The following is a 23,534-nucleotide window of genomic DNA, read 5'->3' as shown; positions in this document are numbered from 1 at the left end:
ACTATGCTGTAGCCCATGAAGGGCCAAGTACAGGCCGAATACTCATGCTAGCGAAAGGGATATCCGATGTTCCCACGGTTCCGTAGTCAGCATCTCGACGGTGCACGGCCATGAGCCTGCCGATGGAAAGATCCAATCGGCGGATACTGATCGTGGACGATACGCCAACGATCCATGAGGATTTTCGAAAGATTCTCAGCCCCCACGCAGTTCCGGAAGACAGCCTCAGCAGCGCCGAGGAAGCCTTGTTCGGCGCGCCGGTGGCGGTTTCCATCCAGAGCTTCGAGCTCGAATCGGCGTTCCAGGGCATGGAAGCCTTGAACAAGGTCGAAACGGCCCTTGCCCAAGGCAATCCCTTCGCCATGGCGTTCATCGACATGCGCATGCCGCCGGGCTGGGACGGCCTTGAAACCATCGAGCGGCTGTGGCGCGTCGACCCCAAGTTGCAAGTGGCCCTGTGCACCGCCTATTCGGACTATTCCTGGGAAGACATCGCTGATCGCCTCGAATTGGGCGACCGGCTGCTGATCCTGAAAAAACCCTTCGATGCCATCGAAATCCGCCAAATGGCCAGCACCCTGACCGTCAAGTGGCAGATGACCGAAGACGCGGCGTTGAAAATGGACATGCTCGAACGAGCGGTCGAGGAACGCACCCGGGAGTTGGCCGACGCCAATATCATCGTGCAGAACAGCCCGACCATCCTCTATCGCCTGCGCGGCGAGCCGCCGTTCCCGTTGATGTATATCTCCCACAACATCACCAAGTTCGGCCATGTTGCGGCGCAATTGATCAATTCGTCGGATTGGGCGCAAACGCTGATCCATCCCGATGACCAGGCCAAGGTCGACGAAGCCATGGTCCGCGTGCTGGACCGCGACACGGCGGGCGCCTCCATTGAATTTCGCATGCGCACCGGCGACGGCGCGTTCCGCTGGGTGGAGAACCGCTATATCCCGGTGCGCAACGAGCAAGGCCTGCTGCTGGAAGTCGAAGGCATCATCCTCGACATCACCGAGCGCAAGCTGGCCGAAGATAAAATCGCCCTGCTGGCCCGCACCGACGGGCTGACCGGGCTCGCCAACCGCGCCACCATGATCGAACGCCTGCATCAGGCCTTCGCTGCCGCACGCCGGGGCGCCGCGCCGTTTGCGATGTTCTACCTGGACCTGGACCATTTCAAACGGATCAACGACACCCTCGGCCACCCCATCGGCGATCTGCTGTTGCAGGAGGTTGCGGCGCGGCTCAAGGCCTGTACCCGGGAAAACGACGTGGTCGCGCGCTTGGGCGGCGACGAATTCGCCATCCTGCAACTGGACGTCCATGAGGCGACCCACTGTGCCGCGCTGGCGGCGAAGATCCGCGACACCCTCGTGGCGCCCTACTCCCTGGACGGCAACGACGTACGCATTTCCGTCAGTATCGGCATCAGCCTGTACACCCCGCAGAGCCCAAGCGCCGACAGCCTGATGGCCCAATCCGACATGGCCCTGTACCGTTCCAAGGAAAAGGGCCGCAACCAGTACCACTTCCATAACGAGGAAATTAACCAGGAGGTGACGGACCGGGTCGCCCTGGCCAACGATCTGCGCAACGCCATCGAGAACGACGAGTTGCGATTGCATTACCTGCCCGAAGTCGACCTCGGCACCGGCCGGATCCTTGGCATGGGCGTGCAGGTGCGCTGGAACCATCCTCAGCGCGGCTGGCTGGAACCGGCGGCGTTCATGCCGGCCGCCGAGAAAACCGGGATCATCATCGGGCTCGGTCATTGGGTGCTGGACCAGGCCTGCCAACAGATGCGCCAATGGCGTGACCAAGGCATGGCGCCCCCCGTCATCGCCATCGACCTGTCCCTGACCCAACTCAAGACCGGACCGGAACTGATCTACGATGTGTTGCGCACCACCGCCCGGTGGGAGCTGGCGCCCTGGGACCTGCGTTTCGACGTCACCGAAGCGACCCTGGCCCAGACCAAATGGACCCACAACGACGTGCTGCCGCGCCTGTGCGAGCTGGGCGTGCAGGTGGCCATCGATGATTTCGGCACCGAATATTCCTCCTTCGATTACCTCAAGACCTACCGCGTCAACCACCTCAAGCTTGCCCAGCGATTCCTCGACAGCGCCAATGACGATCCGGAGAACGCCACGACCCTGCGGGCGATCATCAACTTCGCCCGGGACGTGGGCATCGGCATCATCGCCGAAGGGGTCGAGACCCAGGAACAACGCACCACCCTGATGTCCAGCGGTGGGCCGATGCAGGCCCAGGGGCATTATTTCAGCACCGTGGTGGACAGCGACCAGGCTGCCGCCCTGCTCAAGGCCGGCACCATCGTCCCGGTGGCCGATCACTGGACCCGGCCGGCAAGCCAGCTATCGGAGAGCAACCCATGAACCCCATGTCCGTACCGGCGAACAGGCGAATCCTCGTGGTGGACGACACGCCCGCCATCCACCAGGACTTTCGCAAGATCCTCAGCCCCAGCGCCGGCAACGACGATTCGCTGGACGACACCGAGAGCCTGTTGTTCGGCACGCCCCAGGTCAACCGGCTGCAGTTCCAGATCGACTCGGCCTACCAGGGCGAAGAAGCATTGGAACTGGTCAAGCGCGCCCAGGCCGAAGGCCAGCCTTATGCGCTGGTGTTCGCCGACATGCGCATGCCGCCGGGTTGGGACGGCCTGCAAACCATCGAACAATTGTGGAAAGCCGACCCGCGCTTGCAGATCGCGCTGTGCACCGCGTTTTCCGACTACTCGTGGGAGACCATGTCCGAACGCATCGAGTTCGACGATCAGTTGCTGATCCTCAAGAAGCCGTTCGACACCCTGGAAATCCGCCAGATGGCCAGCGCCATGACCTGGAAATGGCAACTGGCCCAGGACGCCGCGCGGAAAATGCGCAGCCTGGAACGCACCATCGAAGAGCGGGTCCAGGAACTGCTCAAGGTCTCCCACCTGCTGCAATACGACGTGCTCACCGAACTGCCCAACAGCATGCTGCTCGGTGATCGCCTGACCCAGGCCCTGGCCCAATGCCGCCGCCATGACCGGCAACTGGCGGTGATGTTCATCGGCCTGGACCGCTTCAAGCGTATCAATAACGCCCTGGGCCATCCGGTGGGCGACGAAATGCTCAAGCGCGTGGCGCGCACGCTGGCTGCCGTGGTGCGCGAATCCGACTCGGTGTTTCGTTACGGCTCCGATGAATTCGTGGTCATCCTCGGCGACATCACCGACTCGCAACTGATCAAGGGCGTGGCGGAAAAACTGCTCGCCTCCATCAATTCCCCACACCCCATCGACGGCCACGATCTGACGGTCACGGCGAGCCTGGGCATCAGCGTGTATCCGGCCGACGGCTTCGACGCGGTGGCGCTGATCAAGAAAGCCGAGACGGCGATGCGCAACGTCAAGGAACACGGCCCCAACGACTACCGTTTTTTCACCGAGGACATGAACCGCCGGGCCCGCCAGCAGCAAACCATCGAGTCCGGGCTGCGGCTGGCCCTGCAACGCAAGGAATTCGTGTTGCACTACCAGCCCAAGCTCGACCTGACGAGCGGCGAAGTGGTCGGTGTAGAGGCACTGGTGCGCTGGAACCGCCCGGACCATGGGCTCGTCTACCCGTCGGATTTCATTCCGGTGGCCGAGGACAGCGGGCTGATCGTGCCGCTGAGCCAATGGGTGCTCCAGGAAGCCTGCCAGCAGGCGCGTCGCTGGCAAGCCGAGGGCATGCGGCCGCTGTACCTGTCGGTCAACGTCTCGGCGATCGATTTTCGCCAGCGCGGTTTCGTCGATGGCATCGCGCGCACCCTCAAGGAAACCGGCCTGGATCCGACACAGTTAGAACTGGAGATCACTGAAAGCGTGCTCATGCAGAACATCGACACCACCGTCGCCACGCTCAATGCCATCAAGCACCTGGGCATACGGCTGGCCATCGATGACTTCGGCACCGGCTATTCGAGCCTGAGCTACCTGCAGAAATTTCCGGTGGATGTGTTGAAGATCGACCAGTCGTTCGTCGGCGACCTGAGCATCGACAGCAACGACGCGAAACTGGTGAGCACCATCATCAGCCTGGGCAAGAGCTTGAACCTGCACATCATTGCCGAAGGCGTGGAAACCCGGGAGCAGCTGGAATTCCTCAAGATCCACCACTGCGAGGAAGCCCAGGGCTATTACTTCAGCAAGGCCGTGGAACCGCAAGCCTTCAGCCAATGGATGGCTGAATGGGAACAACGCCCGAACCCGTTTTCGTGAGCGCCAGCGTTATAACCCCCCTGTTTCAAGGGAAAGCATTTCAAAGGAAAGCACCCCATGGCGTCACACGGACTGATTCTGGCTCTCGGCCTGCTGGCGGGACTGAGCGTGACCGCTCACGCCGAGCCATTGGACGAACCGCTCAAGCCGCTTCCTCCCTTTCCAGCCCTGGACCCCAAGCGGGTCCAGTTGGGCCAGCGGTTGTTCAACGACCCACGACTCTCGGTCAATAACACGCTGTCCTGCGCCAGTTGCCATCGCCTGGACAAGGGCGGCGCCGACGACAAGCAGTTCTCCCTGGGTTTCGACGGCAAGCCGGTGGACGTCAATACACCCACGGTGTTCAACGCCAGCCTCAACTTTCATCAGTTCTGGGACGGGCGTGTCGACACCCTCGAAGAGCAGGTGCACATCGTGGTCACCAGTCCCGGGGAAATGGGCAATTCCTGGGAAACAGTGGTCAAGCGCATCGCCGACGATCCGGGCTATGCCAAGGACTTTTCCGCCGCCTATCCCGACGGCGTGACCCAACCCAACATCAAGGGGGCGCTTGCCGATTACGAGCGCACCCTGCTGACCCCCAACTCGCGCTTCGATCAATACCTGCTGGGCGATACCGACATCCTCACGCCCCGGGAAAAATTCGGCTACCAGCGCTTCAAGGAATACGGCTGCATCGCCTGTCACCAGGGCGTGAACATCGGCGGCAACATGTTCCAGAAATTCGGCGTCATGGGCGACTATATCCAGGACCGGGGCAATGCCACCCGGGCCGACGAAGGGCGCTTCAACATCACCGATGACGAAGCCGACCGCCAGGTGTTCAAGGTGCCGAGCCTGCGCAACGTGGCCGTCACCTCGCCGTATTTCCATGACGGATCCGCGCCAACGCTGGAGAAGGCAGTGGAGGTGATGTTCAAGTATCAGTTGGGCCGCGAGCCCCAGAAGAACGATACCGAACTGATCGTCGAATTCCTCAAGACCCTCACCGGTGAATGGGAGGGCAAGCCGCTATGACTCTTTCCCGTCGCCTCGGCCTGGCGTTCATCGGCGTACTGCTCGCCTCGATCCTGTTGTTCATATACATCCAGTCGGGTGCCCAGCAAGCCGCCTCGCATATCGAATCCCGCGACCTGATCCGCCAGCTCAAGCAGCAGGACGGCATCTGGGACAACGAAGTGCTCAAATCCAGGATCACTTTGAGCCACAATTACGACCCGTTGGTCTCGCCGTTGTACGAAATGGCGCGCCTGTGGCAGCGCCTCGACGCCATCGAGTCGGAACCCGGCCGCCATGCGCCTACGCTCTGGGCGACCCAGCGCGACGAATACCTCAAGGCAATCAAGGAAAAAACCCGCCTGGTGGAGCAGTTCAAGTCCCACAACGCGGTGCTGCGCAATTCCCTGGCATTCCTGCCCACCGCCGAAGACGACATCCAGCGTCAGTTCGCACAACTGTCCGACAGCGAAAAACTGGAGTTGCAGAGTGTCGCCATAGACACCTATGACCTGCTGCTCAGCACCCTGGAGTTTGCCCAGATCACCACCCGCGAGCAGGCCGCCGAAGTCTTGCTGGGCCTCAATCTGCTGGACGTCAACAAGGATCGCCTGCCGACGGGGCTCGTCGGCTCCGTCGATATCTTGCGCAGGCACATCGCGCTGATCCTGCGTGAGCAGCCCTTGGTCAACCAGTTGCTGCGTGACTTCGAAGCGGTCCCCCTGGCTGACCGACTGGACACCATCACCGGCCTCTTGGAGAGGGACCAGGAAAAAGCCGCTGCCGATCATCAGCGCAACCATATCCTGTTGCTGGTGTTCGCCAGCTTCCTGGTGCTGATATTGATCTGGCTGGCGGTTCGCCTGGTGCGCAGTTTCGGCGAGATCAAGCGGGTCAACAGCGCCCTGCAAACCGCCAATGACGAGCTCGAACAACGGGTCGAGGAACGCACCCGCCAGCTCAAGGATACCCAGAGCGAACTGATGGACACCGCCCGCCAGGCCGGCATGGCGGAAATCGCCACCAACGTGCTGCACAACGTCGGCAACGTGCTCAACAGCGTGAATATCTCTGCCGATCTGGTCAGCCGCAAATTGCGCAGCAGCAAGGCCCTGGGGCTGGGCAAGGCGATGAACCTGATCAACGAACACAGCCACGACCTGGGGCACTTCCTCACCGAGGACGAAAAAGGCAAGCTGCTGCCCGGTTACCTCAACCAATTGGTCGAAGCCATCGCGACGGAGCAACAAGGCCTGACCGACGAACTGGCGCAACTGAGCAAGAGCGTCGATCACATCAAGGACATCGTGTCCACGCAGCAATCCTATGCCGGCGCCAATAGCCTGATGGAGCCGCTGGTGGTCAGCGAACTGCTCGAGGACGCCCTGCGCATGAACTCCGGCGCCCTGACCCGTCACCATGTGACGGTGATCAAGGAGTACGGCGAGGTGCCGCGGATCATGGGCGACAAGCATCGCCTGCTGCTGATCCTGATCAACCTGATCAGCAACGCCAAATACGCCATGGCGGGGGTTTCCAACCATGCGCGGAACATGACACTCAGGGCCATGGTCGTGGGCGAGTCGCTGCAAATCAGCGTGAAGGATGAAGGCGAAGGGATCCCAGAGGAAAACATGACGCGCATCTTCGCCCATGGCTTCACCACCCGTAAGGAGGGCCACGGGTTCGGCCTGCACAGTTGCGCACTGGCGGCGATTGAGATGAACGGCCACCTCACCGCACACAGCGAGGGGCCTGGGACCGGGGCAACGTTTGTATTGCAACTGCCCTTGAAACTCGCAGAAGGTGAGCAATGAACAACATGAGCAACCGGCGCATCCTCTTGATCGACGATACGCCCGCCATCCATGAAGACTTCCGCAAGATCCTGACACCGGAGGATGAGAGCGACAGCGACTTGCAGGATATGGAAAGCGCACTGTTCGGCGAGGCCCCGAAACCCGCCGCCACCGTGTTTGAACTCGACTCGGCCTACGGTGGCCAGGAAGGCCTGGCCAAATTGCAACAGGCATTGGCCAAGGACCTCCCCTATGCCCTGGCGTTCGTCGACATGCGCATGCCCGAAGGCTGGGACGGTGCCAAGACCATCGAAGAGCTGTGGAAGGTCGACGCGCAACTGCAAGTAGTGGTCTGCACCGCTTATTCGGATTATTCCTGGGACGAGCTGCTCGACCGTCTCAACGGCCATGACCGCCTGTTGATCCTGAAAAAGCCCTTCGACAACATCGAAGTCCAGCAGATGGCGAACACCCTGACCACCAAATGGGAAATGACCTCCCGCGCCCGTTTGAAGATGAACAAGCTCGAAGACCTCGTGGAGCAACGCACCCTGGCGTTCAAGCAGGCCAGCGAGCTGCTGCAGATGGAAATCGACGAACGCAAGATGCTCGAGAGCCAACTGGTGCAGTCGGAGAAACTCGCCTCCCTGGGTCAATTGGCAGCCGGCGTCGCCCATGAGATCAACAACCCGATCGGCTTCATTTCCTCCAACCTTGGCGCCTTGGGTGGTTATTTCAGCAAGCTCGAGGAAATGCTCCAGGCCTATGGCAGCGCCGAGCAGGCCATTGCCTCGCCGGAGCTGGTGATGAACTTGAAGAGCCTGCGCCAGGAGGTGGAACTGGATTTCCTGGTGGAGGACATTCCCATCCTGATCAAGGAGTCCAAGGACGGCATCGCCCGCGTCGGCCAGATCGTCAAGGACCTGAAGGATTTCTCCCGCGTCGACTCCAGCCAGGAATGGCAAATGGCCAATTTGCAACAGGGCATGGATTCGACCTTGAACATCGTCGCCAACGAGATCAAGTACAAGGCCGACGTGGTCAAGGAGTACACGCCACTGCCAGAGGTGGAGTGCCTGCCGTCGCAGATCAACCAGGTGATCATGAACCTGATCGTCAACGCCGCCCAGGCCATCGGCCCGGAACGTGGCACCATCACCCTGCGCAACGGCGTCGAAGGCGACACCGTCTGGATCGAAGTCGCCGACACCGGCTCAGGCATGCCGCCGGAAACCCTGCAGAAAATCTTCGACCCGTTCTTCACCACCAAACCCATCGGCCAAGGCACGGGGCTTGGGTTATCGCTGTCCTACGGCATCGTGAAAAAACACAACGGTGAGATCACGGTGAGCAGTGAAGTGGGCGTGGGGACGACGTTCCGAGTGGAGCTGCCGGTGCGGCAGATGAAGTTGGCGGGGTAAACGGCTGCACTTTCCAATTTCAGCGAGAGGGCTCTTGTGGCGAGGGGATTTATCCCCGCTGGGCTGCGGCCCCAACAGCGGGCCCCGATACAGCAGTAAGACCGCGCCAGCCGGTTTTCGACTGCTGCGCAGCCGAGCGGGAGCAAGCTCCCTCGCCACAGGGTTGCATTCCACGCTAATGTCTCGCCAACCGCCCTCCCCCCAAGGAACCCGCATGAGCCTATCGTTGCTGAGCCGCTACGCCTTCTTCGCCGGCTGCGTGATCTTCACCCTCGCCAGCCTGCCGTTCCTGCAACACGACTGGCTCTGGCCGATTGCGCTGGTGACGGGACTGCTGAGCCTGCTGGGGCTGTTCGACCTGCTGCAAACCCGCCACGCCGTGCGGCGCAACTACCCGATCCTGGGCAACATTCGCTACCTGGTCGAAGGCATCCGGCCGGAGATCCGCCAGTACCTGCTCGAATCCGACAGTGATGCCCTGCCCTTCTCCCGCGCCCAGCGCTCGCTGGTGTATTCCCGGGCCAAGAACGAAAGCGCCGACAAACCCTTCGGCACCTTGATCGACGTCTACCAGACCGGCTTCGAATTCATCGGCCACTCCATGCGCCCGGCCCCGCTGAGCGACCCCAGCGGCTTCCGTGTGATGGTCGGTGGCCCGCAATGCACCCAACCCTATTCGGCCTCGGTGTTCAACATCTCGGCCATGAGCTTCGGCTCCCTGAGTGCCAATGCCATACGTGCGTTGAACCAGGGCGCCAAGCTCGGTAACTTCGCCCACGATACCGGCGAAGGCAGCATCAGCCCCTACCACCGCGAACACGGCGGCGACCTGACCTGGGAACTGGGCAGCGGCTATTTCGGTTGTCGCACCAGCGACGGGCGCTTCGACCCGGAGCGCTTCGCCGCCCAGGCCCGCAACCCGCAGGTACGGATGATCGAAATCAAGATGAGCCAGGGCGCCAAGCCCGGTCATGGCGGGATCCTGCCCAAGCACAAGGTCACGCGGGAAATCGCCGAGACCCGCGGCATCCTCATGGGCGAGGATTGCGTCTCGCCGTCCCGACACAGCGCTTTTTCCACGCCTCTGGAACTGATGCAGTTCGTCCAACAACTGCGCGAACTGTCTGGCGGCAAACCGGTGGGCTTCAAGTTCTGCCTGGGCCATCCGTGGGAGTTCATGGGCATCGCCAAAGCCATGCTGGAAACCGGGATCCTGCCCGACTTCATCGTCGTCGATGGCAAGGAAGGCGGCACCGGCGCCGCGCCAGTGGAGTTCACCGACCACATCGGCGTGCCGCTGCGCGAGGGCCTGCTGTTCGTGCACAACACCCTGGTGGGCCTGAACCTTCGGGACAAGATCAAGCTTGGCGCCAGCGGCAAGATCGTCAGCGCCTTCGACATCGCCAGCGTCCTGGCCATCGGCGCCGACTGGGCCAACGCCGCGCGCGGCTTCATGTTTGCCATCGGCTGCATCCAGTCCCAAAGCTGCCACACCAACAAATGCCCCACCGGCGTCGCCACCCAGGACACCCTGCGCCAACGCGCCCTGGTCGTCCCGGACAAGGCCCAGCGGGTCTACAACTTCCACCGCAACACCCTCAAGGCCCTCGCCGAAATGCTCGCCGCTGCCGGGCTTGACCATCCTTCGCAATTGCAGCCCAAGCATTTGGTGCGGCGCATGTCGGCCACCGAGATCAAGCTGTTCTCGCAGCTGCACGTGTTCTTGAAACCGGGGGAATTGCTGACTGGTGAAGTGAACGGACAGTTCTATTCGCGGATGTGGCAACTGGCGCGGGCGGACAGTTTTGAGCCGCAGGAAATCGTGGCCGCATAAATTCGCACTCGCTCCCGTGGCGAGGGCATCGTTCTTCGAGATGCACCGCACTCACGCCCTACCGCCCACGCCGCGCTCATCGAACGGTACATCGACCCGCTAAGAAAATTTCACAGCTACTTCAATGGCGAGGCAGAAATCGTTCTCCGGGTGAACAGATATGCAACGACATCGCCGTCAACAAGCGTAAGGCTCCGTTCCCAATATTTATCTGATAGAGGCGGTGTGGCGTTAACCCTGAACGTGATCCACCAAACTCTATGTCCAAAACTATTCAAGCGTTTGAGATCAGCGTAATACCCCCCCTTGGGGCGCTCGTTCAACAAGGCATAGCCGTTACGGTTAGAGAAACCTGAAGCAATATTGAAAGAGGCGTCGGTATAAATCCTCGGTTGTATACCGGTCCGATTGTAGTAACTAAATGGCAGATACAACAATAAAAACTCAACCACGATTTCATCGTTTGATCGAGCAGCTTGCTTGATCTGTACTGCCAGCCCATCAAGTCTTAAACTGCTACGAAAATTGGTTCCATTCAATGTATCTGCCTGCTGATATACCGCGTACACCCCCAATATCTCTGATGTCAGCACAACCATCAGGGCCGGAAGCAAAAGAACTATTCGGCGCCCGACAATATCCAGCGTTGTAGCAATAATAAGAGGCACACCGACTGCAGCGAATACCAGATAGCGAGTGCTGAATACCGGAACGACCAACGCCACCAGAATAAGAATGAAAGCGGGGATCAAGAAATAGCCGATCAATAAACCGTTAAAACAATATTGACCATGGTCTTTCCATATCATCACCGCTGCACATGCAAGGACCACCACCAGGGGAACTGCATGCAGCAATCGCAATTGTTCCTCCACTGCATTCATTATCGTGAATTGCCAAACAAGGCTCAGCACTGAGTGCGCCGTAACGGGGGGTATCCATTTAAGCCCATTCATTGACAGCTGCTCTATGAAATGAGGCATCCAAGGCAAAAACAGCATCACGATAACACCATTGACCAAAATCCAGGCACGGGCAGGGAGAACCGGTCGAAAAAAACGTGCTCCCCACCACCAATAAAACCAATGAGCAAGCACACTCAGAGCAGCAAAGTAATGCGTATAGAAAGCCGCAGTCATCAGCATGACGTAGATGGCTGCGAACCGCTTTTTCTCCGGAGCTTTAACCCAACACACCAATGCAACCGTCGCCCCCATCAACCAGAACCCTAGCAGGGTGTACATCCGTGCTTCTTGGCTGTAGCGGACCGAGATCGGCAGCAACGCTAATAGCAATGCGGCCATCCAAGTGGCTCTTCGCGTGGCAACCAGACTCATCAGTTTTATGCTAAGCAAGACTGTTCCGACGTCTGCGACAACGCCGAGCGATCTCACAGCCAATGCTTCGTCTCCAAACAACACCATCCAGTAGTGCAGCATAAAATAATAAAGGGGGGGATGAACGTCCTTCGCCGTAATGGACCAGATTTGCCAAGGCTCGTGGCTGGCAAGCAATATGCTAAATGCTTCGTCGTACCAGATCGCAGGCGTTGTGATTCCATAAAAACGTACAGCCAGTGCAAGGACCACCGCTGCGGCCAAGGCTGGACCGTTGACGAACCAGCTGAAAGGCTTACCTGGATAAGCATGAGGTCCAGTCATAAGCGAATACCAACCCGCTCATGAATGTTCTCGTCGGCTCCTCGCATGTATGGCCCACGCCGAACTATTTCCCTAATGACATACCTCGGTCGATGCTTTGTCTCCAGATAGATCCGTCCGATGCATTCACCCAACACACCGATACCAATCAATTGCACCCCACCCAAAAACAAAATTGCCGTCATCAACGATGGATAACCGGGCAAATCATTCCCAAATAACAGCTTGTCCAGCACCATGTACGCTGCATACGCCAACGACAAAAACGAGATGCAATCGCCGAGGTAAGACCACAACCGCAACGGCACGGTGCTAAACGACGTGATGCCTTCGAGCGCCAAATTCCATAACTTCCAGCTGTTGAATTTGCTGCTGCCAGCGGCGCGACCGACGCGGTCGTATTCGACAATGACAGTCGTAAAACCGGCCCACGACAGCACACCTTTCATGAACAACTGATATTCGGGAAGGGTCTTGATCACCTCCACCACCTTGCGGTCCATCAGCCGAAAATCCCCTACATTCCGCTCGATATGAGGAGTCGAAATCCGATCCAGGAGCCGATAAAACAGCGCAGCGCATCCACGCTTCAGGTAGCTGTCGGAGGAACGATCACGACGCTTGGCGAGGACTACTTCGGCGCCTTTTTCCCATTTAGCAACAAGCTTGGGAATAACCTCGATGGGGTCTTGCAGGTCGACGTCCATCGGAATAACCACATCACCGCTGGCATGCTCGATTCCGGCAAATAAAGCGGGTTCCTTGCCGAAGTTTCGAGAGAAATTGATCAACACGACCAGGTTGTCGACCAGCGCGATGTCGCGGGCAAGCGCATCCGTTTGGTCAGCGCTGCCATCGTTGACGAAGACGATCTCGACGCTGTAACCGGCCAGCGCCGGATGCTCCCGAATACTCTTGTAGAACAATCCCAAGGTCTGTTCCTCGTTGAACACCGGAACGACCAATGAGATTTTCATGGGCGGTGCCCCCTAAACACCACGTACAGGGAGAGCAGGAAACCAAGCACCAGGCTCAACAACGAAAATGCCGCCACGGTCAGTAGTCCATGTATCTGCCAGCGATCTCCCAAATAACCCACTACATAGCTGAGCGCCCCCATGAGGCATAGAAAAACCAAATACCCCATCGCTGAGAGTTTGGCATCGAAGGTATAGATCGCATTGAGGTAGTAGGAGAATGAAGCCGCTACGCAAAAGGCTGCGAGATTGCTGGTCGACTGATCGAGACCGACCGCGACACGGAGCACGAAAAACATCTGCCAATGGAGCAACGTGTTGGCCAGCCCGACCAGTGCGTAAGTGGAAAAGCCGCTCCATATCGCTTTCATGCTCGCTCCCGAACCTATGTCCGCGACAGGGGAATTGGTTGGCGACAACGCCCACTAGAAGCGCCCATCCAAGGCGTCCGCACTACAACTTAAACCGAATGAACCCATACCCAATCACCAGGTTCAGCGTGAAATACAAAGACAAAGCGACCGCTATCCACCCAGGCAATTCCAGCGCATCGCCGATCGCGCCGAAGCCATAACTCAGCGCGCCCATCGCGCCATTACCCAATAGATAACCGCGCCACGACTCCCCGGGTCGGAAGATGTAGAGCCCACTCACATAAAACGAAAACACCGCAGCCACGCAGAACGCAGCAAAGTTGCTGCTCGCCTGAACCAGCCCAACGGCGTCGTGCAAGAGAAAAAAAACCTGGCCATGGATCAGTCCATTGACCAGTGCGATAGCCATCAACGCAGAAATCCCATTCATCCTGATACCTAGCCGTTCCCCTATTGGCGGGTTTTCAAGCTAGGCGACAGCCCTGTCGCGGTCTACTGTCAGATCTTACAGGTCGGGCCACGAGTCCGACGGACGGTCGCGCTAATAGCTACAAAAAAGCCCCAGTCATCTGACCGGGGCTTTGTTTTACATCGCGCTTGACCTTACGAAACCGATCGCATCGAACCCTGTGCCTCGGCGGTCGGCTGCAACTTGAAGGTGTAGAACAACACCGTCAGCAGCACCAGGAACGCCGGGCCGATATACAGCGCCACGCGCGTGTCGGGGAAGTACGCCATCAGGCCCACCACCAGTACCAGGAACGCCAGCGCCAGATAAGAGCTGACCGGGTACAGCCACATGCGGTATTTCAGCGCGGCACGCTCGGAAGCGCTCAGGCCTTTGCGGAATCTGAGTTGGGCCAGCAGGATCATGACCCAGGTCCAGATCGCGCCAAAGGTGGCGATGGACGTCACCCAGACGAAGACTTTTTCCGGCACCAGGTAGTTGAGCAGCACGCCCAGCAGCAGGGCCGCAATGGACAGCAGCAGTGCGCGGCGTGGCACGCCGTTGGCGGAGGTCTTGGCGAAGCCGGCCGGGGCCTGGCCGTTTTGCGCCAGGCTGTAGAGCATGCGGCCGGTGCTGAAGATTCCGCCGTTGCAGGATGACAGCGCGGCGGTGATCACCACGAAGTTGATGATGCCGGCGGCGGTCTTGATGCCCAGGCGCTCGAAGGTCATCACGAACGGGCTGCCTTGGGTGCCGATTTCGTTCCATGGGTAGATCGACAGGATCACGAACAACGCCCCGACGTAGAACAGCAGAATCCGCCAGAACACCGAGCCGATGGCGTTGGGGATGGTTTTCTGCGGGTTGCGCGCTTCACCGGCGGTCAGGCCGATCATCTCCACGCCCAGGTAGGCGAACATCACCATTTGCAGGGACATCAACACGCCCGTCACGCCGTTGGGCATGAAACCGCCATGGGTCCACAGGTTGGAGATACCCAGGGCGACGCCGTCGTTACCAAAGCCAAAGGCAATGATGCCGACGCCGCCAATGACCATGGCAATGATGGTGACGATCTTGATCAGGGCGAACCAGAACTCGAATTCACCGAAGGCCTTGACCGCGATCAGGTTGATCGAGCCCATGCTCACCAGTGCGGCCAGGGCCCAGATCCAGCGGGGGACATCGGGGAACCAGACGCCCATGTATACCGCCACCGCGGTGATCTCGGCCACGCAAGTGACCAACCACAGGAACCAGTAATTCCAACCGGTCAGGAAGCCTGCCAGCGGGCCGAGGTAATCCTGGGCGTAGCGGCTGAACGAACCGGCCACCGGATTGTGCACGGCCATTTCGCCGAGGGCGCGCATGATCACCAGGATCGCCAGGCCACCGATGATGTAGGACAGCATGATCGCCGGTCCCGCCATCTCGATAGCCTTGGCCGAACCGAGGAACAGCCCGACACCGATGCAGGCGCCAAGCGCCATCAAGCGGATATGCCGCTCGCCGAGCTCACGTTTGAGCGGACCACCCTGCGCGGTCTCGCCATGGGGCAGATGTTTGCCGACTGGCATAGGGATACAACCTCGTCTTGTTATTGGATTGACCACCGAGTCTCCAAAGCCGCGGGCGGGTGGCCTGCGAGCATTGCCGAAACCGGGCCTGCCTTGTGGGCAGACCGTCCTGTAGGAAAAATCCTCAAGATCAGCGGGCCGTGCAGTATAAAAAGCCAGGGATAGAGAGTTTCACTGTAAAAGCAGGTTAATTCAGGTAATACCCGAGACGACAATGGCTTTATCAGGTGGGATTGTCTGAACTAACCGCCTTTTTGAAGCGGCGCCGAGTATTGCACAGTGATGGTGCAGCGTCATGTGTTGGCATGGGTTGATGGCTCTAACTCAAGGCTCTGGCCTGAAGTTATGGGGATCTGAAAAAGAAACCTGTGGCGAGGGGATTTATCCCCTCGCCACAAAAGTCTCCACGCTTCCCCTGCCCGACCAGGCCTCCACAATTTCCCTCCCCCCATGCCAAGCACCGTCTAAGCTTCAAGCAAGTCCGATCAATCTGCGTGAATGGATCAGTCGACTATGGGCGCTTTGTGGCAAACCGATTCGAACAAACCTGTGGTCCCGACTGAACGTATGGAAGAAGCGCCTTTACCCAAAAAAACTCGCCGCGCTCGGCATGGCTGGCGGGCGTTCTGGTTGTTGTTGCTGATTATCGCGGTGGTGGTCGGCCTGGCCGTGGCCAAGGAAATGCGCACGTCGCGGTTCCAGGCCCGGGAAATCAGCCAGTACGCCGAGTCCCTGACCTATTCGGTGCAACCGGGGCCCAGCGACGCCATCGTTTATCCCGGTGCCGGCCCGTTCGATCAGCGACTGGGCTACAGCTCGCTGGGGGAATTCCTGCCGCGCCTGCTCAAGCGTGACTATGTGGTGGAGGCCCAGGCGCGCTTTTCGCCGGCCCTGATGGACTACGTCAACAAGGGCTTGTTCGTGCCCTATGCGGAGAAGATCCAGGCCGGGCTGACCATCACCGATTGCCGCGCCGCGCCGGTCTATCAATTCAAATATCCACAACAGCTGTACGCCAGTTTCGACGCCATTCCGCCGGTGGTCGTGCAGAGCCTTTTGTTCATCGAGAACCGCTTCCTCCTCGACCCCAAGCAGCCCCTGGCCAACCCGGCGGTGGACTGGCCGCGCTTCGGCATGGCGGCCTGGTCGCAGGTGGCCAAGCTGTTGAGCCTGCCGGGGCAATCCGCCGGGGGCAGCACATTGGCAACGCAACTGGAGAAGTACCGTCATTCCCCCGAGGGCTTGACCGTGTCGGGCGCGGAAAAAATCCGCCAGATGATTTCCGCCAGCGTCCGCGCTTACCAGGCCGGCCCGAAAACCCTTGAAGCCCGCCAGCGAATCATCCGCGACTACCTCAACAGCGTGCCGCTCTCCGCCGTGCCCGGGCATGGCGAAGTCCATGGCATGGCCGAAGGGCTGAGGGTCTGGTATGGCGCGGATTTCAAGCGGGCCAATGAACGCTTGTTCAGCACCGCCACCGATCCCAAGAGCCTCGCGGAGAAAGGCCTGGCCCTGCGGGAAATGCTGTCGTTGATGATCGCCCAGCGCCGGCCGTCGCATTATCTTTCGAAGGGCCACGAGGAGCTTGCGCGCCTGACCGACAGCCACATCCGGCTACTGGCCCAGAACGGCGTGATCGATGCCGCGCTGGCCGAGGCCGCTCTCGCCAGCCAGGTCAGCTATCGCGACTGGGTCCAGGACCCGACCGTCCAACCCATCGAAACCAACAAAGGCATCAGTGCCGCCCGCAGTCGCATCGCCGCCCTGCTCAACCGTCCGCTGTACGACCTCGATCGCCTGGACCTTTCCGCCACCAGCACCTTGCAAAGCGATTTGCAGGCCCAGGCCACCGAATACCTCAAGCGATTGGCCGACCCGGCCTTCGCGGCCGAGATCGGCCTGATGGGAGAACGCCTGCTGACCCCCACCAGCACCACCCAGGTGCGCTACAGCTTCACGCTGCTGGAACTGACCCCCGACGGATCGCGCGTGCGGGTGCAGACCGACAGCACCGACCAGCCCTTCGACATCAACGAAGGCAGCAAGCTGGAACTGGGCTCCACCGCCAAGCTGCGCGTGCTTACCACCTACCTGCAGATCATCGCCGAACTGCACGAACGTTATGCCCAACAGACCCCGGCGGCACTGAAGAAAACCGAGATCGCCGAGCAGGATCGCCTGTCCCGCTGGGCGGTGGACTACTTGATCGAAAACAGCGACCGCAGCCTGCCGACGATGCTCGAAGCCGCGCTGGACCGAAAGTACTCAGCCAGCCCCGGCGAGGCCTTCTTCACCGGTGGCGGGCTGCACACCTTCCACAACTTCCGCAAGGAAGACGACGGTCGCCTGCCCACGTTACGTGATTCGTTGCGCGAATCCATCAACCTGCCGTTCATTCGCTTGATGCGCGACCTGGTGCGCTACGCCACCTACGCCGGTCCCAATAACAGCTCCGAACTGCTCAAGGACGACAAGGACCCGCGCCGCCAGGAATACCTGGCCCAGTTCGCCGACCGCGAGGGCACCTCGTTCCTGCTCAAGTTCTGGAAGAAGTATCAGAAAAAGGACACCGGCCAGCGCCTCGAAACCTTCCTCGACGGCATGCGCCCTACCGCGATTCGCCTGGCCGCCGTGCACCGCTATTTCTTTCCCAACGAAAGCCAGGAGAATTTCAACCGCTTCGTACGTGCGCATTTGAAGTCGGCCAAGAGCGCGGAAAAACTCACTGACGAACGCCTCGAACGGCTCTACCAGAGCTACGGACCAGGCGCCTACGACCTGCCGGACCAGGGTTTCATCGCCAAGGTCCACCCATTGGACTTGTGGTTGATGGGGTATCTGCTGAACAACCCAGACGCCAAGTTCAGCCAGATCGTCAAGGCCAGCCGGTTCGAACGCCAGGAGGTGTACGGCTGGTTGTTCAAGAGCCGCCACAAGAGCGCGCGCGACAGTCGCATCCGCACCATGCTGGAAATCGAAGCCTTCCTGGATATCCATCAACGTTGGCAGCAAGTCGGCTATCCGTTCGACCACCTCGTGCCTTCACTCGCCACCGCGATCGGCAGTTCCGGGGATCGTCCCGCCGCGCTGGCCGAACTGGTGGGCACCATTCTCAACGACGGTATGCGGCGCCCGGCATTGCGCGTCGACAGTCTGCAATTCGCGGCCGGTACGCCTTATGAAACGCGTGTGGTCAGCGACCCGGACAGCGGCAAGCGGGTGATGCCCGTGGAAGTGGCCCGCGCCTTGCGCGGCGCATTGTCCCAAGTGGTGGACGCCGGCACCGCGAAACGGGTAGCCGGCAGCTTCAAGCTGGCCGACGGAACGCCATTGGCCATGGGCGGCAAGACCGGCACGGGCGACAACCGCATCGAAGCCATCGGTTCCGGCGGACGGGTCATCAGCTCCAAATCGATCAACCGCACCGCCACCTTCGTGTTCTACATCGGCGACAGCCATTTCGGCACCCTCACTGCCTATGTGCCGGGAGCGTCGGCGCAGAATTTCAAGTTCACCTCGGCCTTGCCGGTGCAGGTGCTCAAGGGCATGGCGCCGTTTCTTTCACCTTACTTGCAGCCGGGGACTCATACCCAGTGCAAGCCGTTGGTGGCACGCAACGCGTCATAGCAGGCAGCCAGGTAAATGTGGCGAGGGGATTCATCCCCTCGCGACAAAATCAGAGCATGACACGGGGCACCGCATCGAAGATCACCGTGAAGTCGGCGTTGTACAGGCCAGGAGAAAGCGGGCGAGGTGGCATCGCAACAACGATCCGCATTTCCGCCTGGGTACCCGGTGTGGACGTGGCGTCGTCCACGACTTCCTTCGGCAGGTTATCCAGGGGCACCTCGTTGAAGATGACCCTCAAGCCCACATAGTCCACCCCGTTGGTCAAAGGGATCGACCCCGAGCTCGCACCGTTTTCGATATAGGCGTGAACCGAACCGTCGGTATTCTTCACGTCAAAGGTGTGGCGCAAGGGCGTCAATTGGTAGGTCAGCGGGTTGTAATGCATCACCTCGTCCTTGCCGAAATCCGGATTTCGCGGCTGCACATGAAACTGCTTGTTCGGTATGTTCGCCGTGATGTGGATGGTTGAACGTGCGTCATCAGCCGCCCCCGCCTGTAACGGGCTCAGGATGGCAGCACCCAGCACAACAGCGGTCATTAATTCATGCATCGTCGTTACCTTTTTGCGTCGTAAAAAAAGACCAAGCCCTACGGCGCCACGGCATCGAACACCATGTGCACGGTGCCGTAGTAATCGCCGGGCACATAGTTTTCGCCTGCGGGCCTGACGGCAGCGATTTCCAAAGGCACTTGCCGTCCGGGCCGGGCTTCGCTGGCCGACACCACCGGGGTCGAGTCGAGGGTCAATGGGACGTTGTTGAACCTCACCTGCAGATCGATGCGTTCACGACCGTTGGACAAGTACGCTTCCTCCGCCAGGCGCGCGTCGATGGAGCCGTTGGAGTTCTTCACCTCGTAGATCGCCCGCAACGGGCTCAGCTCGCCGGTGATGGTGCTGAACGGCAAGCGTTGTTCGCGCTGGACCAATTGCGGGTCGAGGGGCAGCACGAAAAAATCGGCCGATGGAATGGTCACGTAGACCTCGAAGGTTTCCCGCTCGACCGCTGCCCAGGCCGAAGCCCAGGGCAGAATCAGCACGGTCAATGCGAGGGGGCGTAGCGGTGTCTTGGACATGGTGATTACCTGTGCGTTGGCAACGGTTCGGCGACGGCGACCGTCAACCCTTGATCTCGATGGCCTTGCTCTGGCTGCCCTCGATCAACGTGAAGCGGTACTCGCGCCCCGCCTCCTTTTCGAAGGAAAAGGTGCGGCCGGCCATGACGTGGTGCTTGGTGGTCGGGCGGCAGTCGTTTTCCTTTTTTGCCGCGCAGTCCTTGAATTCATCGATCACCAGGACACTGTTGCCGTTGTTGCGCATCAGGTATTTATCGGCATCGTCCTCGATAACGGTCTGGAACCGAGTGTCCTTGGGCCGCACGAAGAACACCGTGCCGTAGCCCGCCAGGACCTTGACTCCAGCCGCCACACGCTCCTTCTTGTATTGCTCGCGCTCTTCCTTGCTGATGGCGAACTCGTCTTCGGCTTCCGGCACCACCGGTACGAAACGCACCCGGAAATAACGCTCCTTGTCGCGATTGCCCATGAACAGCAGGCGCGTACCCTGCACACCGTTTGCCGGCACGATCAGCCGCGCCGGGCTGGCCATCAAGCCATCCTTGGCCAAGCCCCCTTCCTGGCTTTGCACCGGCTCCTCTCGGTAGCTGCCGTCCTCGTTGTAGTGGATTTCCAGAACGTTGACCTTGACGAACGCGGTGGACGTGCCGCCGTTGAACACCCGTTTCATGTAGGTACTCTTGTCCGCGTCCAGATAGTCATAGACGACCCCCACGCCGATCTGCGGCCCGGCCTGGGCCACGCCACAAAACAGATAAAAACCCATCCACGCCAATACATGCTTCATCACTGCTTGAACCTCGTGTGTTGTTCAAATTTCATTGAATACTGTCGGCTCTTGGAGCCGTTCAAACTTCCGAATCCCAAATCACCGTGACGTTACCGACATAGGTCCTGGCGTCGCCGACCAGCATTTCTTCGATGCTGTCGCGGGTCACTTCAAAGTGCAGGCTGGCGGGCTTTCGATCGATATAGACATTGGGCTGGACCCGCTCGGTGCCACTGCCGTCGCGCAGCAGGCGACGCCGGTTGATGGGCAGGCCGCCGCCATCGGTCAAGCCATCGGGCAGGGTGACCCTGACGTCCACCGGTACGGTATGGCCGGTGCCGGTTTCGGCGATCGCGCAGGTGTTGCCGCTGATGTGCTGGCATTCGAGCGCCATCTTGAAACGCGAGGAGGTCGAGATATGGAAACGCTGGTCCCGAAACAACCGGGTCGGTTTGCTTCCATTGTTCAACCAGGCCTGCCAGCCTTGTTCGGGCACCAGCTCCACCCGGTTTCCACCGGGTGGGACTTCCACCTTGAAGGCATGCTCGACGTCGAGCCTGAAATTGAGCGTGATTGCCGAGTCGCTGGGTAACATCACGTCGCCCATGTCCACTTCCCGACCTGGCCCGACACTGATCGTCAGGTCCCCGGTGTACTGGCCGGCCGTCATTCTCAGGGGGTTGGGCATGCGCAGTTCATAGGCAAAGTCCACGTACGGGTAGGCCATGCTGGGAATCAGGTACTGGGCTCTTTTAGCGCAGACGATCTCCATTGGCGTGCGCCAGAAGAACTCGTAGAAAGTCTCCCCCATACGACCGAAACCGCTGGAATGACAAGATGCCGGTGGGTAATCCCAGTTCTGGCCCCACAATTTGGTATGCGCTGTACCGGGGTCCACCCCACCGCCCACCAGGTCGACCACGCTGCCAGGAAACTGGTATCGAGAACCAATGCCGACCCACCGCACCTGGACGATCTCGGTTTCGCCCGTTCCAGAATGGACGATTTGCGCCGTACGCCAGTTGGCCGGCACTTGGAACATCGCCCCTTGCCGAGCATCGGCATGTTCGGCCTGGATCGCCCTGATGGAATTGACCGACAGCGGCAGCCGCAGGCTGGCCATGTTCCACGCCTGGCATTGGGAAGAGAATTCGGCGCAATAGCCACTCGCCGGCGTGGTGTTGCGAAATGCAGCCTCCTGAGGCTTCGACGGATCGGGTCTGAATACGGCGCTGATGTCTTGGGTCAAGGCATCGGCCACCGGCGTGCTTGCAAGCAGATACATCGCAAGCGTGCCCTTTACTGCTACAGGTAATCGTCCCATCGAAAAACTCCATGTCCCTACGTTGGCTCGAATAGAGCAAGTCCTTTTAAACTTCCGAATCCCAGATCACCGTGACGTTGCCCGTATAAGCCTTGGCGCCGCTGTCGAGCATGTCCTCGACGCTGCTGCGGTCCACTTCGAAATGCAGCATTCCCGACTTGCGATCCAGGTAGAACGACGGCTGGAACAATTCGGTGCCGCTGCCATCGAGCAGCAAGGGCCGGCGATCGACTGGTTGGTTGGCCCCATCGGTCAGGCCCTGGGGCAGCGTCACGCTGACGTTCACCGGCACTTGGTGACCGCTGCTGGTTTCGGAAATCGCGCAGGTGTTGCCGCTGACGTATTGGCATTCAAGGCCCATCTTGAAACGTGATGAGGCCGAGATGTGAAAGCGCTGGTCGCGAAACAACCGTGTCGGCTTGCGCCCGCTGTTGAGCCAGGATTGCCAGCCTTCCTGGGGGACGAGCTCCACACGGTTGCCGCCTGGAGGAACTTCGACTTTGAGGGTGTGTTGGACTTCGAGATTGAAATTGAGGGTCAGAATCGAATCGTCCGGCAGCATGACATCACCCATGTCGAAGTCCTGACCCGGCCCGACCGTATAGGTGAGCGTTCCCGTGTAATGACCCGACGACATCTTCAACGGGTTGGGGGTGCGCAATTGGTATCCATAGCTCATTTCGTGATACAGAAACGCCGGGATCAGATATTTTGCTTGTTTCGTACACGCAGCATCTTGTAGCGGGGTTCGCCAGAAAAATTCAAAGGCGTTGCCACCATAATAAAATTCCTCTGTTGAGCCCTCACTGCATGGTGAAGGCGCTCTATTCCAGACCCCGCCGGCCCAAAGCATCATATGCGCCTGTCTGACGCTCACTCCCCCACCCACCAGCTCCTGTGCACCAGGGGTGAGGCGATACGTCGCGCCAATCGCGGAAATCCGCACCGAAACCTCATGGCTTTCACCCGTGCCCGAATGAGTCACCTGCAGCGCTCGCCAATCGCCTGGCACCTTGAGCATCGCGCCTTGCCGACTATCTGAATGATTGGCCTCGATGGCTTTGGTTGACTGGAAAGTAATGGGCAGCGCAAGGCTGAAGATACCTAGAGCAGCACATCGCGTCGGCCATGATCTGCAGAACCCCGAGGGTGGCGTGGTATTGATGAACTCGTTTTCCGAGGGTTTCGCGGGGTCTGGCCGGAAAACCGCGCTGATGTCACCGGTAGCCGCGGTAGCCGTCAGCGGCCCGGCCAATATCAAGGAAAGCAACGACACAGAAGCCACCTTGCGTCCTGCCACCAATAAATAGTTCATCAATACAACCTCGTGTATCAGTGGGAATCGCCGCGAATGCGCAGTGTCGGGCCCGTCGAATA

17 protein-coding genes and 1 pseudogene are annotated in these 23,534 nt (G+C 59.7%); 8 read left to right on the top strand and 10 right to left on the bottom strand.

The window, feature by feature from the left end:
* Positions 1-110: 110 nt before the first annotated feature.
* The 7 genes and pseudogenes from JZ00_RS14495 to JZ00_RS14470 all read left to right on the top strand — a co-directional run bounded on the left by JZ00_RS14495 (position 111) and on the right by JZ00_RS14470 (position 10,323).
* A complete protein-coding gene (locus JZ00_RS14495; protein ID WP_039591440.1) occupies positions 111-2,402 on the top strand; it encodes a GGDEF/EAL domain-containing response regulator in 2,292 nt (763 codons plus the stop codon).
* Positions 2,399-4,273, top strand: coding sequence for an EAL domain-containing protein (locus JZ00_RS14490; protein ID WP_039591441.1), 1,875 nt, complete (start codon positions 2,399-2,401; stop codon positions 4,271-4,273). The genes JZ00_RS14495 and JZ00_RS14490 overlap by 4 nt, the downstream gene beginning before the upstream one ends.
* A 57-nt stretch (positions 4,274-4,330) precedes the next feature.
* Entirely contained in the window at positions 4,331-5,290 is a 960-nt protein-coding gene (locus JZ00_RS14485) for a cytochrome-c peroxidase (RefSeq protein ID WP_039591442.1), read from the top strand.
* A complete protein-coding gene (locus JZ00_RS14480) occupies positions 5,287-7,086 on the top strand; it encodes a DAHL domain-containing protein (RefSeq protein ID WP_039591443.1) in 1,800 nt (599 codons plus the stop codon). Before JZ00_RS14485 ends, JZ00_RS14480 begins: the two co-directional genes overlap by 4 nt.
* A gap of 590 nt (positions 7,087-7,676) precedes the next feature.
* Positions 7,677-7,763: pseudogene (locus JZ00_RS31970) on the top strand (hypothetical protein); the annotation flags it as partial.
* Positions 7,764-7,820: 57 nt separating this feature from the next.
* Complete coding sequence (locus tag JZ00_RS31965) at positions 7,821-8,489, top strand: ATP-binding protein (RefSeq protein WP_412177674.1); 669 nt, start codon at positions 7,821-7,823, stop codon at positions 8,487-8,489.
* A 214-nt stretch (positions 8,490-8,703) separates the two neighbouring features.
* Positions 8,704-10,323, top strand: coding sequence for an FMN-binding glutamate synthase family protein (locus JZ00_RS14470; RefSeq protein ID WP_039591445.1), 1,620 nt, complete (start codon positions 8,704-8,706; stop codon positions 10,321-10,323).
* 116 nt (positions 10,324-10,439) lie between these two features.
* On the opposite strand, the gene JZ00_RS14465 is transcribed toward JZ00_RS14470, so the two are convergent.
* The 5 genes from JZ00_RS14465 to JZ00_RS14445 form a co-directional block, all read right to left on the bottom strand.
* Positions 10,440-11,984, bottom strand: coding sequence for a glycosyltransferase family 39 protein (locus JZ00_RS14465; protein ID WP_039591446.1), 1,545 nt, complete (start codon positions 11,982-11,984; stop codon positions 10,440-10,442).
* Positions 11,981-12,961: a glycosyltransferase family 2 protein gene (locus JZ00_RS14460; RefSeq protein WP_039591447.1), complete on the bottom strand. Its 981-nt coding sequence runs from the start codon at positions 12,959-12,961 to the stop codon at positions 11,981-11,983. Before JZ00_RS14460 ends, JZ00_RS14465 begins: the two co-directional genes overlap by 4 nt.
* On the bottom strand, positions 12,958-13,332 hold the full coding sequence (locus JZ00_RS14455; protein WP_039591448.1) for a GtrA family protein: 375 nt from the start codon (positions 13,330-13,332) through the stop codon (positions 12,958-12,960). The genes JZ00_RS14460 and JZ00_RS14455 overlap by 4 nt, the downstream gene beginning before the upstream one ends.
* A gap of 82 nt (positions 13,333-13,414) precedes the next feature.
* A complete protein-coding gene (locus tag JZ00_RS14450; RefSeq protein WP_235433087.1) occupies positions 13,415-13,744 on the bottom strand; it encodes a polysaccharide synthesis protein GtrA in 330 nt (109 codons plus the stop codon).
* Between the two features lie 194 nt (positions 13,745-13,938).
* Positions 13,939-15,360 (bottom strand): amino acid permease, encoded by a 1,422-nt coding sequence (locus tag JZ00_RS14445; RefSeq protein ID WP_039591450.1) that lies wholly within the window; start codon positions 15,358-15,360, stop codon positions 13,939-13,941.
* 513 nt (positions 15,361-15,873) lie between these two features.
* On the opposite strand from JZ00_RS14445, the gene JZ00_RS14440 reads away from it, so the two are divergent.
* Positions 15,874-18,987 carry a transglycosylase domain-containing protein gene (locus JZ00_RS14440; protein ID WP_039591451.1) on the top strand — a complete coding sequence of 1,038 codons (3,114 nt, stop codon included), beginning with the start codon at positions 15,874-15,876 and terminating at the stop codon, positions 18,985-18,987.
* A 49-nt stretch (positions 18,988-19,036) separates the two neighbouring features.
* Here JZ00_RS14440 and JZ00_RS14435 read toward each other — a convergent pair whose 3' ends face one another.
* The 5 genes from JZ00_RS14435 to JZ00_RS14415 form a co-directional block, all read right to left on the bottom strand.
* Positions 19,037-19,540: a hypothetical protein gene (locus tag JZ00_RS14435; RefSeq protein ID WP_039591452.1), complete on the bottom strand. Its 504-nt coding sequence runs from the start codon at positions 19,538-19,540 to the stop codon at positions 19,037-19,039.
* A 38-nt stretch (positions 19,541-19,578) separates the two neighbouring features.
* Positions 19,579-20,064, bottom strand: coding sequence for a CS1 type fimbrial major subunit (locus JZ00_RS14430; protein ID WP_039591453.1), 486 nt, complete (start codon positions 20,062-20,064; stop codon positions 19,579-19,581).
* Between the two features lie 43 nt (positions 20,065-20,107).
* Complete coding sequence (locus JZ00_RS14425; RefSeq protein ID WP_039591454.1) at positions 20,108-20,851, bottom strand: pilus assembly protein; 744 nt, start codon at positions 20,849-20,851, stop codon at positions 20,108-20,110.
* Between the two features lie 61 nt (positions 20,852-20,912).
* Positions 20,913-22,157, bottom strand: a complete 1,245-nt coding sequence (locus JZ00_RS14420; RefSeq protein WP_039591455.1) for a hypothetical protein — start codon at positions 22,155-22,157, stop codon at positions 20,913-20,915.
* A gap of 46 nt (positions 22,158-22,203) precedes the next feature.
* Positions 22,204-23,472, bottom strand: a complete 1,269-nt coding sequence (locus JZ00_RS14415; protein ID WP_039591456.1) for a hypothetical protein — start codon at positions 23,470-23,472, stop codon at positions 22,204-22,206.
* Positions 23,473-23,534: the final 62 nt, after the last annotated feature.

Origin of the sequence: Pseudomonas frederiksbergensis (assembly GCF_000802155.2) — a bacterium.
In the GTDB taxonomy this organism is placed as follows: domain Bacteria; phylum Pseudomonadota; class Gammaproteobacteria; order Pseudomonadales; family Pseudomonadaceae; genus Aquipseudomonas; species Aquipseudomonas frederiksbergensis_A.
Note: the sequence above shows the minus strand (reverse complement) of the source record. Positions and strands in the feature narration are given on the sequence as shown.